The 15,217-nt window shown below is 56.4% G+C and carries 16 protein-coding genes and 1 tRNA gene; 7 read left to right on the top strand and 10 right to left on the bottom strand.

The window, feature by feature from the left end:
* Nucleotides 1-142: 142 nt before the first annotated feature.
* The 3 genes from B7E11_RS15415 to B7E11_RS15405 all read left to right on the top strand — a co-directional run bounded on the left by B7E11_RS15415 (nt 143) and on the right by B7E11_RS15405 (nt 3,466).
* Nucleotides 143-1,282, top strand: a complete 1,140-nt coding sequence (locus B7E11_RS15415; RefSeq protein WP_080836198.1) for a Gfo/Idh/MocA family protein — start codon at nt 143-145, stop codon at nt 1,280-1,282.
* 40 nt (nt 1,283-1,322) lie between these two features.
* A complete protein-coding gene (locus B7E11_RS15410; protein ID WP_080836196.1) occupies nt 1,323-2,426 on the top strand; it encodes a Gfo/Idh/MocA family protein in 1,104 nt (367 codons plus the stop codon).
* A gap of 143 nt (nt 2,427-2,569) precedes the next feature.
* Nucleotides 2,570-3,466 (top strand): helix-turn-helix transcriptional regulator, encoded by an 897-nt coding sequence (locus B7E11_RS15405; protein ID WP_080836194.1) that lies wholly within the window; start codon nt 2,570-2,572, stop codon nt 3,464-3,466.
* A gap of 99 nt (nt 3,467-3,565) precedes the next feature.
* Here the strand turns inward: B7E11_RS15405 and ltrA are convergent, their stop codons facing one another.
* From ltrA to B7E11_RS15390, 3 genes are all read right to left on the bottom strand, one after another.
* Nucleotides 3,566-4,957: a group II intron reverse transcriptase/maturase gene (gene ltrA / locus B7E11_RS15400; protein WP_080832919.1), complete on the bottom strand. Its 1,392-nt coding sequence runs from the start codon at nt 4,955-4,957 to the stop codon at nt 3,566-3,568.
* Between the two features lie 465 nt (nt 4,958-5,422).
* Nucleotides 5,423-6,826 carry a SulP family inorganic anion transporter gene (locus B7E11_RS15395; protein WP_080836192.1) on the bottom strand — a complete coding sequence of 468 codons (1,404 nt, stop codon included), beginning with the start codon at nt 6,824-6,826 and terminating at the stop codon, nt 5,423-5,425.
* A 92-nt stretch (nt 6,827-6,918) separates the two neighbouring features.
* Nucleotides 6,919-6,994: transfer RNA gene (locus B7E11_RS15390), tRNA-Lys, on the bottom strand.
* Between the two features lie 172 nt (nt 6,995-7,166).
* Here B7E11_RS15390 and B7E11_RS15385 point away from each other — a divergent pair.
* Together B7E11_RS15385 and B7E11_RS15380 are read left to right on the top strand one after the other, a co-directional pair.
* On the top strand, nt 7,167-7,403 hold the full coding sequence (locus B7E11_RS15385) for a hypothetical protein (protein WP_080836190.1): 237 nt from the start codon (nt 7,167-7,169) through the stop codon (nt 7,401-7,403).
* A gap of 73 nt (nt 7,404-7,476) precedes the next feature.
* A complete protein-coding gene (locus tag B7E11_RS15380; protein WP_080836188.1) occupies nt 7,477-9,429 on the top strand; it encodes an ABC-F family ATP-binding cassette domain-containing protein in 1,953 nt (650 codons plus the stop codon).
* Nucleotides 9,430-9,504: 75 nt separating this feature from the next.
* Here B7E11_RS15380 and B7E11_RS15375 read toward each other — a convergent pair whose 3' ends face one another.
* Genes B7E11_RS15375 through B7E11_RS15360 form a run of 4 tightly spaced genes read right to left on the bottom strand, consistent with a single transcriptional unit; the run spans nt 9,505 to nt 11,219 of the window.
* On the bottom strand, nt 9,505-9,891 hold the full coding sequence (locus B7E11_RS15375) for a LytTR family transcriptional regulator DNA-binding domain-containing protein (RefSeq protein WP_080836186.1): 387 nt from the start codon (nt 9,889-9,891) through the stop codon (nt 9,505-9,507).
* Nucleotides 9,892-9,912: 21 nt separating this feature from the next.
* Nucleotides 9,913-10,035 (bottom strand): cyclic lactone autoinducer peptide, encoded by a 123-nt coding sequence (locus B7E11_RS15370; protein WP_080836184.1) that lies wholly within the window; start codon nt 10,033-10,035, stop codon nt 9,913-9,915.
* Nucleotides 10,025-10,561, bottom strand: coding sequence for an accessory gene regulator ArgB-like protein (locus tag B7E11_RS15365; RefSeq protein WP_080836182.1), 537 nt, complete (start codon nt 10,559-10,561; stop codon nt 10,025-10,027). Before B7E11_RS15365 ends, B7E11_RS15370 begins: the two co-directional genes overlap by 11 nt.
* Nucleotides 10,554-11,219: a hypothetical protein gene (locus tag B7E11_RS15360; protein WP_080836179.1), complete on the bottom strand. Its 666-nt coding sequence runs from the start codon at nt 11,217-11,219 to the stop codon at nt 10,554-10,556. Before B7E11_RS15360 ends, B7E11_RS15365 begins: the two co-directional genes overlap by 8 nt.
* Nucleotides 11,220-11,417: 198 nt before the next feature.
* Here B7E11_RS15360 and def point away from each other — a divergent pair, with 198 nt between their 5' ends.
* Entirely contained in the window at nt 11,418-11,939 is a 522-nt protein-coding gene (def, locus tag B7E11_RS15350; protein WP_080836176.1) for a peptide deformylase, read from the top strand.
* A gap of 25 nt (nt 11,940-11,964) precedes the next feature.
* Nucleotides 11,965-12,633, top strand: a complete 669-nt coding sequence (locus B7E11_RS15345) for an HAD family hydrolase (protein ID WP_080836174.1) — start codon at nt 11,965-11,967, stop codon at nt 12,631-12,633.
* Between the two features lie 55 nt (nt 12,634-12,688).
* Here the strand turns inward: B7E11_RS15345 and B7E11_RS15340 are convergent, their stop codons facing one another.
* The 3 genes from B7E11_RS15340 to B7E11_RS15330 all read right to left on the bottom strand — a co-directional run bounded on the left by B7E11_RS15340 (nt 12,689) and on the right by B7E11_RS15330 (nt 15,197).
* On the bottom strand, nt 12,689-13,246 hold the full coding sequence (locus B7E11_RS15340) for an NUDIX domain-containing protein (protein ID WP_080836171.1): 558 nt from the start codon (nt 13,244-13,246) through the stop codon (nt 12,689-12,691).
* 283 nt (nt 13,247-13,529) lie between these two features.
* Nucleotides 13,530-14,357, bottom strand: a complete 828-nt coding sequence (locus B7E11_RS15335; protein WP_080836170.1) for a YitT family protein — start codon at nt 14,355-14,357, stop codon at nt 13,530-13,532.
* Nucleotides 14,358-14,531: 174 nt separating this feature from the next.
* On the bottom strand, nt 14,532-15,197 hold the full coding sequence (locus tag B7E11_RS15330; protein WP_139787217.1) for a hypothetical protein: 666 nt from the start codon (nt 15,195-15,197) through the stop codon (nt 14,532-14,534).
* Nucleotides 15,198-15,217 lie beyond the last annotated feature (20 nt).

Genomic DNA, 15,217 nt, shown 5'->3' with positions numbered 1-15,217 from the left:
CGGCCGAATGTGCTACAATGGGGCCGTTCTTAAGCATCGACAGCCTGCTTGAATCCGGGTTGCAAGCGGTACCATACAACAGCTTATGCCGACAATCCGGCTCAATTTAACTTCATGTTGAACAGGGAAGGTAGGATGAAAAATGGAACAGGTCCGTTTCGGCATCATCGGAATGGGGAATATGGGAAGCGGCCATGCCGCAAGCCTGATGGCGGGGAAAATCAAGGGAGTCGCGCTCGCGGCGGTTTGCGAAGCCAGCGAGGCCCGCAGGCAGTCGATTCGCGAAACCTGGCCCGAGCTTGCCGTCTTCGAAACGTCCCGGCAGCTGTTCGAATCCGGCTTGGTCGACGCCGTTCTGATCGCGACGCCCCACTTCGATCACCCGACGAACGCCATCGCCGCTTTCGACCATGGGCTGCACGTATTGATCGAAAAGCCGGCGGGCGTTTCCGTGGCGCGCGTGCGTCCGATGAACGAAGCGGCCGCGGCGAGCGGCAAAACGTTCGGCATTATGTACAATCAGCGCATGAACCCCCTTTACGCCAAAGTCCGCGATCTGGTCGTCTCGGGCGAGCTCGGCGAAATCCGCCGCACGAACTGGATCATTACGAACTGGTACCGCCCGCAAGCTTATTACGATTCGGGCACCTGGCGCGCGACGTGGGCCGGCGAAGGCGGCGGCGTCCTGCTTAACCAATGTCCGCACCAGCTGGACCTGTGGCAATGGACGACCGGCCTGATGCCTGCCCGGGTCCGAGCGTTCTGCCATTTCGGCAAGTACCGGAATATCGAGGTGGAAGACGAAGTCACCGCCTATGTGGAATATGCCAACGGAGCGACCGGCGTGTTCATCACGACGACCGGCGAAACGCCGGGAACGAACCGCTACGAGGTGATCGGAGACCGCGGAAAGCTGGTCATCGAAGACGGGAAATTGCACTATTGGCGGCTGCGCGAGTCCGAGCCGGAATTCAACGCGCGAAATACCGTTTCTTTTGCGGCGCCCGAAGTCTGGCGGGTCGACGTCGGCGATTTCGGGCCGAGCCCCGAGCACGTCGGCCTGATGCAAAACTTCGCCGATGCGATCCTGCGCGGAACGCCGCTTGTCGCCCCGGGCGAGGAAGGCATGCTGGGCCTTTCCATTTCCAACGCGATGCATTTGTCTTCCTGGCAAGACCGCTGGGTGGAGCTGCCGCTGGACGAAAACGAATTCGAACGCCAGCTCCAGGCCCGAATCGACAATTCCGTTTATAAACGCGACGGCGTCGCCGCCGGCAAATAAAAGCGGCCGCCTCGTCCGAAACACGAAAGGAGTTCATTCCATGACCGGCAACAATCGCAGCAACGCCCTGTTCGGCAGCAGCAACGGCCAAACGTACGCGCCCTCCGCCGAAAAGCCCGAGAAGGTTTGCGGCCCCGGGGAATTCGCGATCGCCGCCGTCGCGCTCGAACACGGCCATATTTACGGCCAATGCCAGGGCCTCGTCGAAGCGGGAGCGACGATCAAATGGGTTTACGATCCCGACCCGGCGAAGGTCGAAGCGTTCCGAAAGGTATTCCCCGGCGCGCAGGCGGCCCCCTCCGAAGAGACGGTTTTTGCGGACGACGAGGTCCGTCTCGTGGCGGCGGCCGCGATCCCGAGCGATCGGGGGCCGCTCGGCGTTCGCGCGATGAGGGCGGGGAAGCATTATTTTACCGACAAGGCGCCGTTCACGGATCTCGCCCAGCTGGAGGAGGCCCGCCGGGCGGCTGCGGAAACCGGCAACAAATACATGGTGTACTACAGCGAACGGCTGCACGTGGAAAGCGCCGTGTACGCGGGCAAGCTCGTCCGCGACGGCGCGATCGGCCGCGTCGTCCAGGTGTTGGGCACCGGACCGCACCGGCTGGGTACCGGAAGGCCGGACTGGTTTTTCCAAAAAAGCCGGTACGGGGGCATTCTGTGCGACATCGGCAGCCATCAGATCGAGCAGTTTTTGTTTTTTGCCGGGTGCAAGGACGCGCGCGTGCTGCACAGCAAAGTCGCCAACTACCGCAACCCGGGCCATCCCGAGCTTGAGGATTTCGGCGATGCGACGCTTGTCGGGGACAACGGGGCGACGAACTATTTCCGCGTCGACTGGCTGACGCCGGACGGACTCGGCACCTGGGGTGACGGCCGGACGTTTATTCTCGGCACCGACGGGTATATCGAGCTGCGCAAGTACATCGACATCGCCCGTTCCGGCAGCGGCAACCACGTCTATCTGGTCAACCACGAAGGAGAGGCGCATTTCGACGTGTCGGGCAAAATCGGCTACCCGTTTTTCGGCGAGCTGATCCTCGACTGCCTGAACGGCACCGAGAACGCGATGACGCAGGAGCACGCGTTCAAAGCCGCCGAGCTTTGCCTGATCGCCCAGCGGGATGCGGTTCGGGTCGGTTGACCGAAAGCAAGACCAATGCAAGCAAGACCGGCTCGGATGAAATCGCCTTCAAAACATGATACAATCGATCAAAAGAGCGATGAACCCTGTCGGCGCGAACAGCCGGCGGGGTTCATCGAACGTTTGAAGGCGGGGGTACCGAGATGGCCGTCTTTCCGATTGTTCAGTGGAGTCATCCGATCGATTTCGCTTACCGAAGCTCTGCGCCTTATGTCAACCCGACGTTCCACTCCCATGCCTTTTACGAGATTTACTACTTCCATGAAGGCCAGTGCACGTATTTGATCGGAGACCGCATCATGACGCTCTCGCCGGGCGATCTCATCCTCATGCACGGCATGACGCTGCACCGGCCGCATCCGCAGGCCGACGTCCCGTACGTTCGCTCGCTGGCTCATTTCGATCCGGCTTACCTGCGCCGCGCCCTGCCCCCCGAGACGGCGGAAAGCCTGCTTTTGCCATTCGACGAGCTCCGGAATTACCGGATTTCCCTGACCGGGGAGCGGCGCGAAGAAACCGAGCGGCTGCTTGCGGATTTGCACATTCTGAAGCAAGCCGCCGTTCAGCCCGAGACGGCCCGGCCCTTCGCTTACGAACGGTTCGCCCTGCGCTTTTTCGAGCTGCTCTACGTCATCAAGGAATGCTGCCTGCAGCCGGTCGAAGAGCAAGCCCACCGCTCGGAACGGGAGCGCCACGTTCAGAACGTCATCTCCTATCTGGAGAAGACCTACCACGAGCCCGTTACGCTGGCCTCCATCGCCGACGAACTCCATTTGACCAAAACGTATCTCTCGAACCTGTTCAAGGACGTCACCGGGACGACGGTGTTTCAGTACTTGTACAATCGGCGGATCAATCAGGCCAAAATTCTATTCCGGCTCGATCCCGGGCATTCCGTGGCCGAAGTGGGCAAGTCCGTCGGCTTCCCGCACGCGGCGCATTTCAGCCGCGTCTTCAAAGCGGCCGTCGGCTGCACGCCGGACGCCTATCGCCGCAAAATGGCGGAGCAGCAACGCACGTTAGCCGAAGCCGACATCTAAGCTGCCCGGCAAGCGAACGAATCGAGTAGGAGGAGGCGCCTAGCCTCCGTCCTCTCACACCACCGTACATGCGGGTCCGCATACGGCGGTTCCAAAAGGTTAACAAAGTGCTAAATAACGAGTAAGCAAACTTTTCAGCCCTTTCGCTTCCCAGTAGGAAGTCGGGAGGGCATTATTTGTGTTTCGAGACATTTCCCAAGCACCGCGTCTGGAGTTAGCCATGACAAAACACGCCCATTCTGGGACGCCGAGTGCTCGAAGCTCACGGATTCGAGTACGTACACGTTTCCATTGCTTCCATAAGCACATACGCAGTCTGCGGCGAGTCCACTGGTCGAGTTTCTCGCAGTGTCCCTTTGCCGATGCTAGTCGGAAATAGCCAATCCAGCCGATGAGATAGCGGTTTAATTGCATAATCCGGTTTTCCATAGACATCGACCGCGAACGGTTCGTCAGCTCTCGTACCTTCTCTTTAAACCGCGAAATGGTCTGTGGGGCTAACCGAATCGTCGCCTTTTTATCCCACAGGAAACTGAATCCGAGGAACTTACGGTTCCAAGGACGATCTACTGCGCTTTTCTCTCGATTCACTTTCAGTTTCAGCTTTCCTTCTACGAAGCGCGTTACCGACTCCATGACGCGTTCGCCTGCACGTTTACTGGCAACGAAAATATTGCAGTCGTCCGCATAGCGGACAAATCGCAATCCTCGTTTTGTCAGCTCTTTGTCCAAGTCGTCCAGTAGAATGTTCGCTAAAAGCGGGCTCAGAGGTCCCCCTTGCGGCGTTCCCTCTCCCGTCTTTTCGAACACCCCATTCGCCATAACCCCAGCATTAAGATAGGCGCGAATGAGCTTTAGGACACGCTTGTCCGTCACTTTCCTTGCTACTCTTGCCATGAGCATGTCGTGGTTGATTCGGTCAAAGAACTTCGCTAAGTCCATGTCTACCACCCATCGAAAACCTTCCTGGATGTAGTGCTGAGCTTGCTTTACCGCGTCATGCGCTCGCTTTCCGGGGCGAAAGCCGTAGCTACGCCTCGAGAAGTCCGCATCGAAGATCGGATTCATCACTTGTAGAAGGGCTTGTTGAAGAAAGCGGTCCATCACGGTCGGGATGCCAAGCAGCCTCACGCCGCCTCCGGGCTTGGGGATTTCCACTCGTTTGACGGGCATGGGTCTGTAGGTTCCCGCGAGGAGTTCGGTTTTCACCGTTTCCCAGTGTGTTTTCAGGTAAGCTTGTAGATTCGCTACCGTTACACTGTCCACACCGGGCGCCCCTCCGTTCTGCACCACTCGCTTGTAGGCGAGCCTAAGGTTATCTCCTTTGAGCATTCGTTCTAACAAGTCGTTATTCGCTTCGCGAGAGGAAGGGGCGACTTGTGCCGTCGTAGAACTCGGCGCTTCGGCATACCCTGACGGCTTCACCGCTTCTCTTTGCCGCAAGCTCTCTTGCGAGATATTCTGCTGTCTTTGCTCCTCGTGCGAACGCATCGGTTTCCTCTCTCCTTTCGGTTCAGCCCTTCCGGTTTCCGGCGTCCCGTACTCCCGTACTATGGCCTCTGCTGACTCCTGCGGATTCAGCACAGCCTTCCGACTGTGGTTACGAAGTAACTTCGCATTTTCCGCAGGTCTCCCCAGATAAGAACGTCATCTTTCTGCCCGCAACCACCCAAGTTTACAGGGAAAGCCCTTGGCGACTTTGGATTTCGTCATGTGTAGGTGACTCATCCGACTAACCCTGCCTCAAATTGAGTTCGTGTACCTTGGCTCGTGCATTTGCCTCCAGCTTCCTTCAGATTCCGCCTCGCGGCTGACACCCTTGCTCTTGGCTAACGGTAGGCGTTCGCCAGCCCCCGTTCGGGACTTTCACCCTAGAGATGACGCCCATGCTGGGCGTACTACGAAAAAACCGGCGGGGCGAACATCGCCCCGCCGGTTAAGCTTGTCCATCCTTTTTTACGAAACGGCCGGATGGCCGACAAACCGGACTTTCTTGCCCTTGTCGGACAAGCGCCCCTCGATTTTATCCAAGGCAAGCCTTGCGGTATGGTCCCATACCTGCGCGCCCGTCAGATCGATGCACACTTTGTCCGTTTCGTCGGCAAAATCGATCCGTTCGAGCAGCGTTTCGCTGGAGATGAAAAACAGCTGCCCGCGCACGCGGTACACTTTCTCATCCCCCCGCATTTCCTCCGTGACCTCGAGTCTGGCGGACTTCAGCGCATGCACGATAATGCTGAGCGCGACCCCGACGAGAACGCCGATGGCCAAATTATGCGTGACGACGACGATCGCGACGGTAGCCGCCATGACCAGCGCCTCGGAAACGGGAACGCGGCGTATCGTCCGGAAATAGTTCCAATCGAAAATTTCCATGCACACGTATATCATAAACCCGACCAGGGCCGCGATCGGAATCGCCGAAACGACGCCGCTCAGCGCGAATACGAGCACGAACAGCACGACGCCCGCTACGAGCGTGGACAGCCTGGAACGGCCCCCGTTTTTGACGTTGATGACCGATTCCGCAACCAGGGCGCACCCCGCCATGCCGCCCATAAAGCCGGTGACGGTATTGGCGATGCCTTGGCCGCGCATTTCCTTGTCCTTGCTCGTCTTCTCTTCGGTCAAATCGTCGATCATCGTCTGGGTCAGCAGCGTTTCCGCATAGCCGACGATCGCGAGCGACAACGAGACGGGAAGGATTTTCCACAGCGTATCCAGCGAGAACGGAACGTCCGGGAACGAAGGAATCGGAATCGAAGCCGTAATCGTCGCCAAATCCCCGACGGTCTGCATATTGCCGGGCAGCAGCAGGGAAACGACCGCCATCAGCGCAATGGCGATCAGCGGGGACGGCAAAGCTTTCGTGAATTTCGGAATCAGGTAAATCAGGATCAGCGTCCCCGCCGCCATCGCGTACATCGGCCACGATTCTCCGTCGAAGTAGCGCAGCTGCGAAATAAAAATAAGAATGGCAAGAGAATTGACGAAGCCGGTGATGACCGAGTGCGGGACGAGCCTCATCAGCTTGCCCATGCGAAACACGCCCATCAAATACTGCAAAATTCCCGTTAAAATCGTCGCGGCGAACAAATACTCGATCCCTTCGCTCGCCACCAGCGCGGTCATCAATACCGCCATCGAGCCCGCGGAGGACGATACCATCCCCGGCCGTCCGCCGAAAAAGGAAATGAGGATCAGAATGCAAATGGTCGAGTAAATGCTTACCATCGGATTGACGCCCGCGATAAACGCAAACGCGAGCGAGTCGGGGATGAGCGCCAGAACCGTCGTGATCCCCGCAATAATGTCCGGCCTGACGTTCGAAAACCAGGTTTGCCTCCATTTCTGAATCATATTTTGCTCCTTTTATGAACGATTTATTTCCGTTCAGCAAAAAGAGCAGGTCGAGGGCCCCTGCGCCCTGCCTGCTCTTGCATAGTCGATAGTGGTAGGCCCTGTGGGGATCGAACCCACGACCCGTTGATTAAGAGTCAACTGCTCTGCCAGCTGAGCTAAGGACCTGCAACGTTGAATATAATATCACAGAAAAGCTGGTCGTGCAAATGAAATATTTGGGATTTCCGATTCCTTTCGCATCGGGCGCTTTTTCTGCGCAAGAACGGCCCGCGGTTTATGCTATAATGAAGCGAATCAAGCAAAAATATCAAAATCGCTGCAGAGCCCGAGGTGCGCCGTGAACAAAAAACAATATCAAAAACGCAATCCGAAGCCGCAGGCCAATCCGAACGCCAAACCGGATGCCAAACCGCAAAACCCCCTCCTGCTGTCCGTTTTGGGCGTAATGCTTATCGTATTCGGCGTCGTGGACATGCTGATCCTGGATCTGTGGGTAGGCATCGCCCTGACGGCGCTCGGCCTCGCGCTGGGCGCGATCGGCCTGAACAACTACAACAAAATCAAAAAGCGCTAGCCCGGCAGGTTCGCGCTTTTCTGCAGCGCTAAACGGTATTAGCCGCATTTCAACATAAAGCGAGTTGGATTTTATGCATTTATTGTCGGTTGAACATCTATCCAAAAGTTTCGGAGACCGCATGCTGTTCGAGGACGTTTCGTTCGGCGTGGCGGAAGGAGACCGGATCGGCATCATCGGCGTCAACGGAACCGGCAAATCGACGCTGCTTCGCGTGATTGCCGGACTCGAGCCGGCCGACTCCGGAACGGTCGTGACGGGCAGCCGGATTCGGGTGCGGATGCTGGCCCAGGAGCCCGTTTTCAAGCCCGGGGAGACGACGCTTGAACATGTGCTCGGCGGGGATGCGCCCCAACTGGCCGCCGTTCGCGAGTACGAAGAAGCGATCGCCGGGCTCGAACGCAATCCCGGGGACGGCGCGCTGCAAAAGCGGCTCATCGCCGCTAACCAGCGGATGGACGAGCTCGATGCGTGGCAGCTCGAAAGCGACGCGAAAACGACGCTCTCGAAGCTCGGCATTCGCGATTACGAAGCGAAGGTCGAGACGCTGTCCGGCGGCCAGCGCAAGCGCGTGGCGATGGCGGCGGCGCTGCTGCAGCCTTCGGACGTGCTCATTCTCGACGAGCCGACGAACCATATCGACAACGAATCGGTCGCATGGCTCGAAGCCGCCCTGCAGAAGCGCAAAGGCGCGCTGATCATGATCACGCACGACCGGTATTTTCTCGATCGCGTCAGCAATCGCGTCATCGAGCTGGACAAGGGACGGGCCTACTTTTACGAAGCGAACTACAGCCGGTTTCTGGAGCTGAAGCTGGAAAGAGAAGAGCGCGAAGCCGCCTCCGAGGCGAAGCGGCAAAACCTGCTGCGAAACGAGCTGGCCTGGATCCGGCGCGGCGCTCAAGCCCGGTCGACAAAGCAAAAGGCCCGGATCGACCGCTACGAAGCGTTGAAGAAGCAGGCGCCAAAGGCCGGAGCGGCCAAGCTGGACATGTCCGCCGTCTCCTCCCGCCTCGGCCGCAAAATCGTCGAGCTGGACTCGGTAAGCAAACGTTTCGGCGAACGGACGGTCATTCGCGATTTCAGCTATATCGCCGTTCCGGAGGATCGCGTCGGCATCGTCGGGCGCAACGGAAGCGGCAAGTCGACGCTGCTGAAGCTCATTGCCGGCAGGCTGAAGCCGGATTCCGGCACCGTCACGCTCGGCGAAACGGTCAAAATCGGCTGGTTTTCGCAAGAGCACGAAGAGATGGACGGAAACGTCCGCGTGATCGAATATATTCGCGAAGGATCGGAGCAAGTCCGGACGGCGGATGGCACGACGATCTCGGCTTCGCAGATGCTGGAGCGGTTCCTCTTTCCTCCGGCCGCCCAGTGGACGCCGATCGCCCGGCTGTCCGGCGGCGAGAAGCGAAGGCTGCAATTGCTGCGCGTGCTGATGGACGCGCCGAACGTGCTCCTGCTCGACGAGCCGACGAACGATTTGGATGTATCGACGCTTTCCGTGCTGGAGGATTATCTCGACGATTTCCCCGGCGTCGTCTTCGTCGTTTCGCACGACCGCTACTTTCTCGATCGGACCGTCGACCGCATTTTCGCCTTTGAAGGAGACGGCGAAATCGTTCGCCATGTCGGCAATTATTCGGATTACGAAGCGCATGCGAGAGCTCGCGGCGCAGCGGCTGCCGGTGCGGACAGCGACGATTCGCGCGGCCGCGGCCGTCCTTTGCCCTCCGCCGGGCGGGAGGAGAGCAGGCCCCAAGCCCAGGAGCACCGGGAGAAGCCGCTGAAAATGTCGTACAAGGATCAAAAGGACTTCGAGCAGATCGACGGCTGGATCGCGGAAACGGAAGCCGAACTGGCGCAAATCGCGACCCGGATGGAAGAGTTCGCGAGCGATTCGATGATGCTGCAGGAGCTTGCGGCGGAGCAGCAGCGGACCGAGGAGAAGCTGGAAGCGCTGCTGGACCGGTGGACCGAGCTGAACGAGCTGGCCGAGAAAATTGAAACGCAGCGCAAGAAATAATCGGCTTTAAACACACAAACGGGATAATGGCGTTACGCCATTATCCCGAGAGTGTCTCAGTTCCAACCATTGCATTCACCCATTATCATGAAGAAGTTCGCGAAAGGCACTAGGTTTAGCTGCATTCTCCTCCGCCAGATGCTCGACCTTTTTCAAGTTCGCTTCCGATACCGTGAAAAAAAGGCTTTCCCTGTTCCACGGATAGTCGAAGTACACTTTGCGGTCCTTCGGATCGAATGCTTTCACCTGATTCAGATTGACCAGATTCGTACGGTCCAGCCGTTCGAAGCCGAAGTCGCTCAACAAAAGGTGAAGCTCGTCCATCCGGGTCGGGTAGTAATAGACGTCATCCTTCGTATAAAACTCCGGACCTTTGGCCGTAGGGCGAACTGCAACAAGATTCTCTACGCTGACGGCACATGGTTTCCCCTTGCGATCAAGCAAAAAAATCTGTTGCGACATTCGGCCACTCCTTTTCGGCTATTACCGTTTCAACTCGTCGGGAACCTCCGGCCGATGGAACAAAAATTGGCACGCAGTCGACGCGAAAGCTACGGCGACAAGCGCCAATACGCGGGAAACGACAGTTACGGCATTACGCTTCATTTTTCAATCTCCTCCTATTTATTCGGATGGTTGAAGCCGCCTGAATAAAATGAGCCACTGCAACAGTGGAACTGAGCCAAAAGAAATTAAGCGATACGATGAAGACCGATGCCAGCTTGAGCAGTGGAAAATATCGGTCCGGGATGCGCGTGTGGCCTTTCAGATTGGAAGGCGCGAAAAGGAGAAGCAGGACGGCACTGACGGCAATGACCGCTTGCGTCCACGTATCCGTCAACGGAATATGCGGGACGGCGACGACGCAGACGACGGACAGAACCGAGCACTGCAGCGCGGTGCGCAGATGCGCCCCGCCGGAAACGAATTTGAGGACCATGAACGCGGCCAATCCAAGCATGGTTTGGCCGAATTTTCCGGTTATCGCTCCCGCAAGGCCAATAACCAATATCGTAAAAAAGAGATTAAGCAAAATGACGAGAGAGTATTTCATCACTTCGACGCTGGCCGTTCCCTCCGGCTCCGCGTTCTTGAGACGCTGGGCGAGCCGCAAAGCCATCGATTCAATCATCGTCTTCACGATCCTTTTTTACCGAGATGACAATCAAAGCGATTAACGCCAGGAAGAACAAGATCGAAATCAGCAAATAGGGCGGATTGGACGCTGCGATATAAAGCATGTTCGCCGCCACGACCAAAATGATCGAAAGCAGCAGGAATATCAAAAAGGGAACGTTTTTGCGAACGAAAATCCGGCTTCGCGAAAACCGGCTCGCTTCCCCGATAAAGCTGAAGCCGCCGTTTTGAAGCTTGGTCGCCATTCCGCACAATGCCATTATCGCGGCGGTGGCGGCCTGGATCGCAAAGGCTTCGAACGTGTACGATTCGATTTTCAGCTGGGCTCCGTTAACATGCGATATAACGCCGACGATCATCCACTGAACGATGGAGTTGACGACATAGCCGGTAATGACCATAACCGCCGAATTAAACACGTGCAATCCCAAAAAGATCGTAATGAACGCGATATGAACGACCACGTGAACGAGCGGCGAATACACCTGCAAAGATTCCGCTTGCAACGAGTTGGAGGCAAAGCTTAGCACGATCGCATACAGAACGAATTTGTATATGTTCTCCCGAACGTTAAACCGGAAGAGGACTAGAATCAAGTAGATAAATGCGATGTACTCCAGGGAAGAGAAAAAGATGAAGCCGACAAATTTCATTCCCTTTGGTGCCTCCGGTAAGTATAGGTTAATAGCCCTACTTCTATTCTATCAAATTTCCAAAATTAATCATCCCTTTTTTATAGGCAAACCGCATAAATCGCCGATTTTATTTTTTTCTTCACGCGAAGGCGACATGCGTATTAAAATGTTGAGGGACGACGCAAAGAAAAAAGACGAAAAAAGGAGCCGCGCAGCATGACCGTTCGAGCCATATTGCCGTTCGGAGAATCCGTTTTGAGGAAAAAGGCAAAACCCGTCGAGGAAGTGACGCCAAGAATCGTCAAGCTGCTCGACGATCTGAAGGATACGTTGTACGCCGCGGAAGGGCGCGCCGGACTCGCGGCGCCGCAAATCGGCATTTTGCGCAGGGCGGTCGCGATGGACTGCGGGGACGGCTTGATCGAATTGGTGAATCCGGAAATCGTGGAGCGGCGCGGAGAACAGCTCGGAGCCGAAGCCTGTCTTTCCTTTCCCGGATATGCGGGCGAAGTAAAGCGCGCCCAATATGTGAAGGTGAGAAGCCTGAATCGCGCCGGCCAACCGTTCGAGCTGGAAGCGGAGGGGTATCTTGCGCGCTGCATTCAACACGAGGTGGACCATCTGGACGGCATTTTGTTTATCGATCACGTCAAGGGGGCTTATTTGTACCACGAGCAAACGGGCGAACGGATTTCGCTTCCGGACGTGCGCAAGCTGGCGGATTCGGGCGAACTTTAACGTTTTGAACAGGAGGAAATTCAACATGGGATCCATCAAGCACTTGATTTTCGACTTTGACGGAACGCTCGCCGACACGCTGCCGGTCATGATTCGCGCGCTCGGCAACGCCTTCCGCAAGCATGACGGCCGGGAGCTGGATTTCGGCGATTTCAACCGGATGAGCGGGCCTTCGGAGCTCGGCATCATTCGCCTCCATCTGCAGCGTCAAGAGTTCGCGGACGCGGCCATCGAGGAATTTGTCGCCGAATACGAGCTTTACCACGAAGAAATGGTCGAAAAAAACGAGGAGATCGCGTCGCTGCTTCGGGATTTGCATGACGCGGGAGCAGGCCTTGCGCTGTTCACGGGCAAATCGCGCCGGACGCTCGACATTTCCCTCGCCAAGCTCGGACTTGCGCTGCCGTTCGATCGAATCGTCACCGGGGACGACGTCGCGAAGTCCAAGCCGTCTCCGGAAGGGATCCTCCAAATCCTCGACGCGCTTGGCTGGAACCGCGAGGATACCGTCTTTGTCGGCGACAGCAACGACGATATGCGGGCGGGCCGCGACGCCGGCGTCCGCACGTTCGCGGCCCAATGGATGCCGACCGTGCAGGCGAAGGAATATCCGATCCCTCCCGAGCGGGTGTTCGCGAGTTTAGGAGAGTTCAGAAGCTATCTGGCCGAACACGTGCCGGGCTTTCTCCGATAACGGACAAGCCCTTTCCATCGGTCGGCCATCGGTCGGCCGGCCTCGCCCGGCCGGGCTATACCCGGAACAAGCCGTACCCCTCGAGCGGAACGACCGGATTCCGGTCGACGGCAAGCCCGTCCGTGGCGCCGCGCAAAGCGACGTCGACCAGCCATTTCGTGAACGGCGCAACGTTCATCGTCTCCATCTCCCGCAAGCTGTAGAATCCGGCGGCGTCCACTTCGTCTTCGTCGGGGGTCGGTTCTCCGCCCGCGTATTCCATCTCGAAGGCGATGTATACGTTATGGATGCTTCTCGGCTGATCGCGCAGCGCGACGATCCCCTTCACCCTGGCTTCGACGCCGCACTCCTCCGCCACTTCCCTGACGATCGTCTCTTCGATCGGCTCCAACTGCTCGATGTAGCCGCCGGGGTTCGTCCAATACCCCTTGCCGGGCTCTTGCGCCCGGCGCACGAGCAGCACCTTGTCGTCCTTTACGACTAACGCCCCTACTCCGATGCTGTAATTCCCCCAATAAACGAAGCTGCATTTCGTGCATGCCCTTCGCGGCGCGCCCCCGATCTCCCGGGTTTCCATGGCGCTGCCGCAGGACGAGCAATAATTGACTTCCACGTTGTCACCGCTCTTTTTTCTTTGATTTCGCGAGTTTATTCAAGCCCGCATCCCATTCAATTGATCCAAGCTAACTTTGCATCGTCAAGCTTATTCCTCAAGGGCAGAAGCATTCGCAAATACGCAAATCGAACTTCCCGTTTTTCTTTTTCATTATATCTCATCTTCGCCAACAGCGCAGCGGCCACCGGGTTTTCCGAATCGAATGGAAAGTAGGGTGATTGTAAAGGTCATTCCTATTGGATAGGTGGATTAATTTTAGGGGATGATAGCGCGATAGCGTCTAATGAATATTGTGCTTACGGAAGTTTCCGCCCTTCACTTCCGCTATGTCGTACACAATAATAAAGGCTTTATCGTCGACCTCGTTAATGATTTCCCTCATCTTGCTTTCTTCCAGGCGGTTGATTACGCATGTAATTTCTGTAAACTGCTCATTGGAATAACCGCCGTGTACAAACGTGTAGGTCGAGCTGCGCCCCAACCGGTCGCGAATCGTCTGAATCATTTCTTCCGCCTTATTGGTAATGATTTTATACGTTTTGGAGCCGCTGAATCCTTCCTCTACGATATGAATAACCTTGGAAGCGATAAAGTAGGCAATCGCCGACAAAATGGCGCCTTGAAGCCCAAAGACCGTCGAGACGATTACGAAGACGAACAGGTTCAGGAATAAAATCAGGTCGCTCGTTCCGAACGGCATCCTGCGGGATAGCAGCACGGCCAACATGTCAATCCCGTCCAGAGCGCCGCCGTTGCGCAGCGCCAGCCCCATGCCAAAACCGATAATAATGCCGCCGACAACGGTGATCAATAACGTATCGCCCTTAATAATCGTCGGGATATGGTGCATCACCGTCGTACCGATCGCCAGCGACGCAATGCCGAGCACCGAATAAATCGCAAAGCTTCTGCCAATCTGCTTATAACCCAAGAAAATAAAAGGGATGTTGATCAATGCAAGCAGAACGGCCAAGGGCAGGCCGGTCCAATGCGAGCCGACGATGCTCAGGCCGGTCACGCCGCCATCCGATACGTTGTTGGGGATGAGTACCGCTTCCAAGCCATAGGCCGTAATAAAACCGCCGGCAATTACCGTAACTGCCTTCATGATCTTTTTTCTGATTACAGCTTGTCTAGATACTGCTCCCACTTAGGTTCCTCTTTTCTTTATCTCGTCAAACCGAACGCAGCGAACGTTAGAGACACCTGTTGGAAGCGTTGTTCCCAACGGCATTCCTCATCTAGCCGCCATAGCATGGTTCGTTGCCTTACAATTTTACCGTTATAAAACGGATAACTGCAAGATTTTCAAGAAAATTGTATCGGGTGTTGGGGAGCTTATGCAAAAAAAGCTGCCTTCCGGAGGCCGCTTGTAACAAACGCCCCCGACGCCCTTAAGGGACGCCGGAGGCGCTGGATCGTGAAGCTGGACCGTGAAGGACAACCCGAACGTTGCAATGTTGCAGGTCAATTCCGGCTCGCCCAGATGACGACGCGCGTCTTTACGTATCTCTGTCTCCTTGTGCAGCACATGCTTCGCCAGATTGCGAATGCCGTGCAGCGGCGTCTTCAATTCGTGCGACGTCCGCTGCAAAAATTCGCTTTGATCGTGAATATAAAAGATGACCGTTAACATACGGTCGGTGCGACATGCGAATATTCGTAACTTTGATGCCGATGACAGGCGGCGCGGCTGCAGCGACCGTTTTTGCCAGCCGGGAAAAGTCCTCTTAATTTCCATGTTCAAATAACGTTGCTTCAAGTCGCCCATGGTATAAACGGACACGGTATTACCGAAAGCCCCGCTAAAAACGGGGCTTTGACAGCAATCTTTTAATGTTTGAGTTACAATAGCCGATCTCCACCCAATGCCATAAGAACGAATCCTCGCACGATCCATGAAATCACCGCTGCCCTGCTGGCGCTGAAAGCACACGAGCATTTGCAAATACGTACGGGACCCGCATT

Source organism: Cohnella massiliensis (genome assembly GCF_900169535.1).
Taxonomy (GTDB): Bacteria; Bacillota; Bacilli; order Paenibacillales; family Paenibacillaceae; genus Cohnella; species Cohnella algarum.
This window is presented reverse-complemented; position numbering and strand designations above follow the sequence as displayed.

What these genes read in the sequence shown, in the direction of transcription:
- B7E11_RS15410 (WP_080836196.1), top strand. Translation starts at nt 1,323, where the DNA reads ATGACCGGCAACAATCGCAGCAACGCCCTGTTCGGCAGCAGCAACGGC.
- B7E11_RS15360 (WP_080836179.1), bottom strand. Translation starts at nt 11,219, where the DNA reads ATGAAATTTGTCGGCTTCATCTTTTTCTCTTCCCTGGAGTACATCGCA.
- B7E11_RS15415 (WP_080836198.1), top strand. Translation starts at nt 143, where the DNA reads ATGGAACAGGTCCGTTTCGGCATCATCGGAATGGGGAATATGGGAAGC.
- B7E11_RS15395 (WP_080836192.1), bottom strand. Translation starts at nt 6,826, where the DNA reads ATGATTCAGAAATGGAGGCAAACCTGGTTTTCGAACGTCAGGCCGGAC.
- B7E11_RS15345 (WP_080836174.1), top strand. Translation starts at nt 11,965, where the DNA reads ATGGGATCCATCAAGCACTTGATTTTCGACTTTGACGGAACGCTCGCC.
- ltrA (WP_080832919.1), bottom strand. Translation starts at nt 4,957, where the DNA reads ATGCGTTCGCACGAGGAGCAAAGACAGCAGAATATCTCGCAAGAGAGC.
- def (WP_080836176.1), top strand. Translation starts at nt 11,418, where the DNA reads ATGACCGTTCGAGCCATATTGCCGTTCGGAGAATCCGTTTTGAGGAAA.
- B7E11_RS15375 (WP_080836186.1), bottom strand. Translation starts at nt 9,891, where the DNA reads ATGTCGCAACAGATTTTTTTGCTTGATCGCAAGGGGAAACCATGTGCC.
- B7E11_RS15380 (WP_080836188.1), top strand. Translation starts at nt 7,477, where the DNA reads ATGCATTTATTGTCGGTTGAACATCTATCCAAAAGTTTCGGAGACCGC.
- B7E11_RS15365 (WP_080836182.1), bottom strand. Translation starts at nt 10,561, where the DNA reads ATGATTGAATCGATGGCTTTGCGGCTCGCCCAGCGTCTCAAGAACGCG.
- B7E11_RS15405 (WP_080836194.1), top strand. Translation starts at nt 2,570, where the DNA reads ATGGCCGTCTTTCCGATTGTTCAGTGGAGTCATCCGATCGATTTCGCT.
- B7E11_RS15370 (WP_080836184.1), bottom strand. Translation starts at nt 10,035, where the DNA reads ATGAAGCGTAATGCCGTAACTGTCGTTTCCCGCGTATTGGCGCTTGTC.
- B7E11_RS15335 (WP_080836170.1), bottom strand. Translation starts at nt 14,357, where the DNA reads ATGAAGGCAGTTACGGTAATTGCCGGCGGTTTTATTACGGCCTATGGC.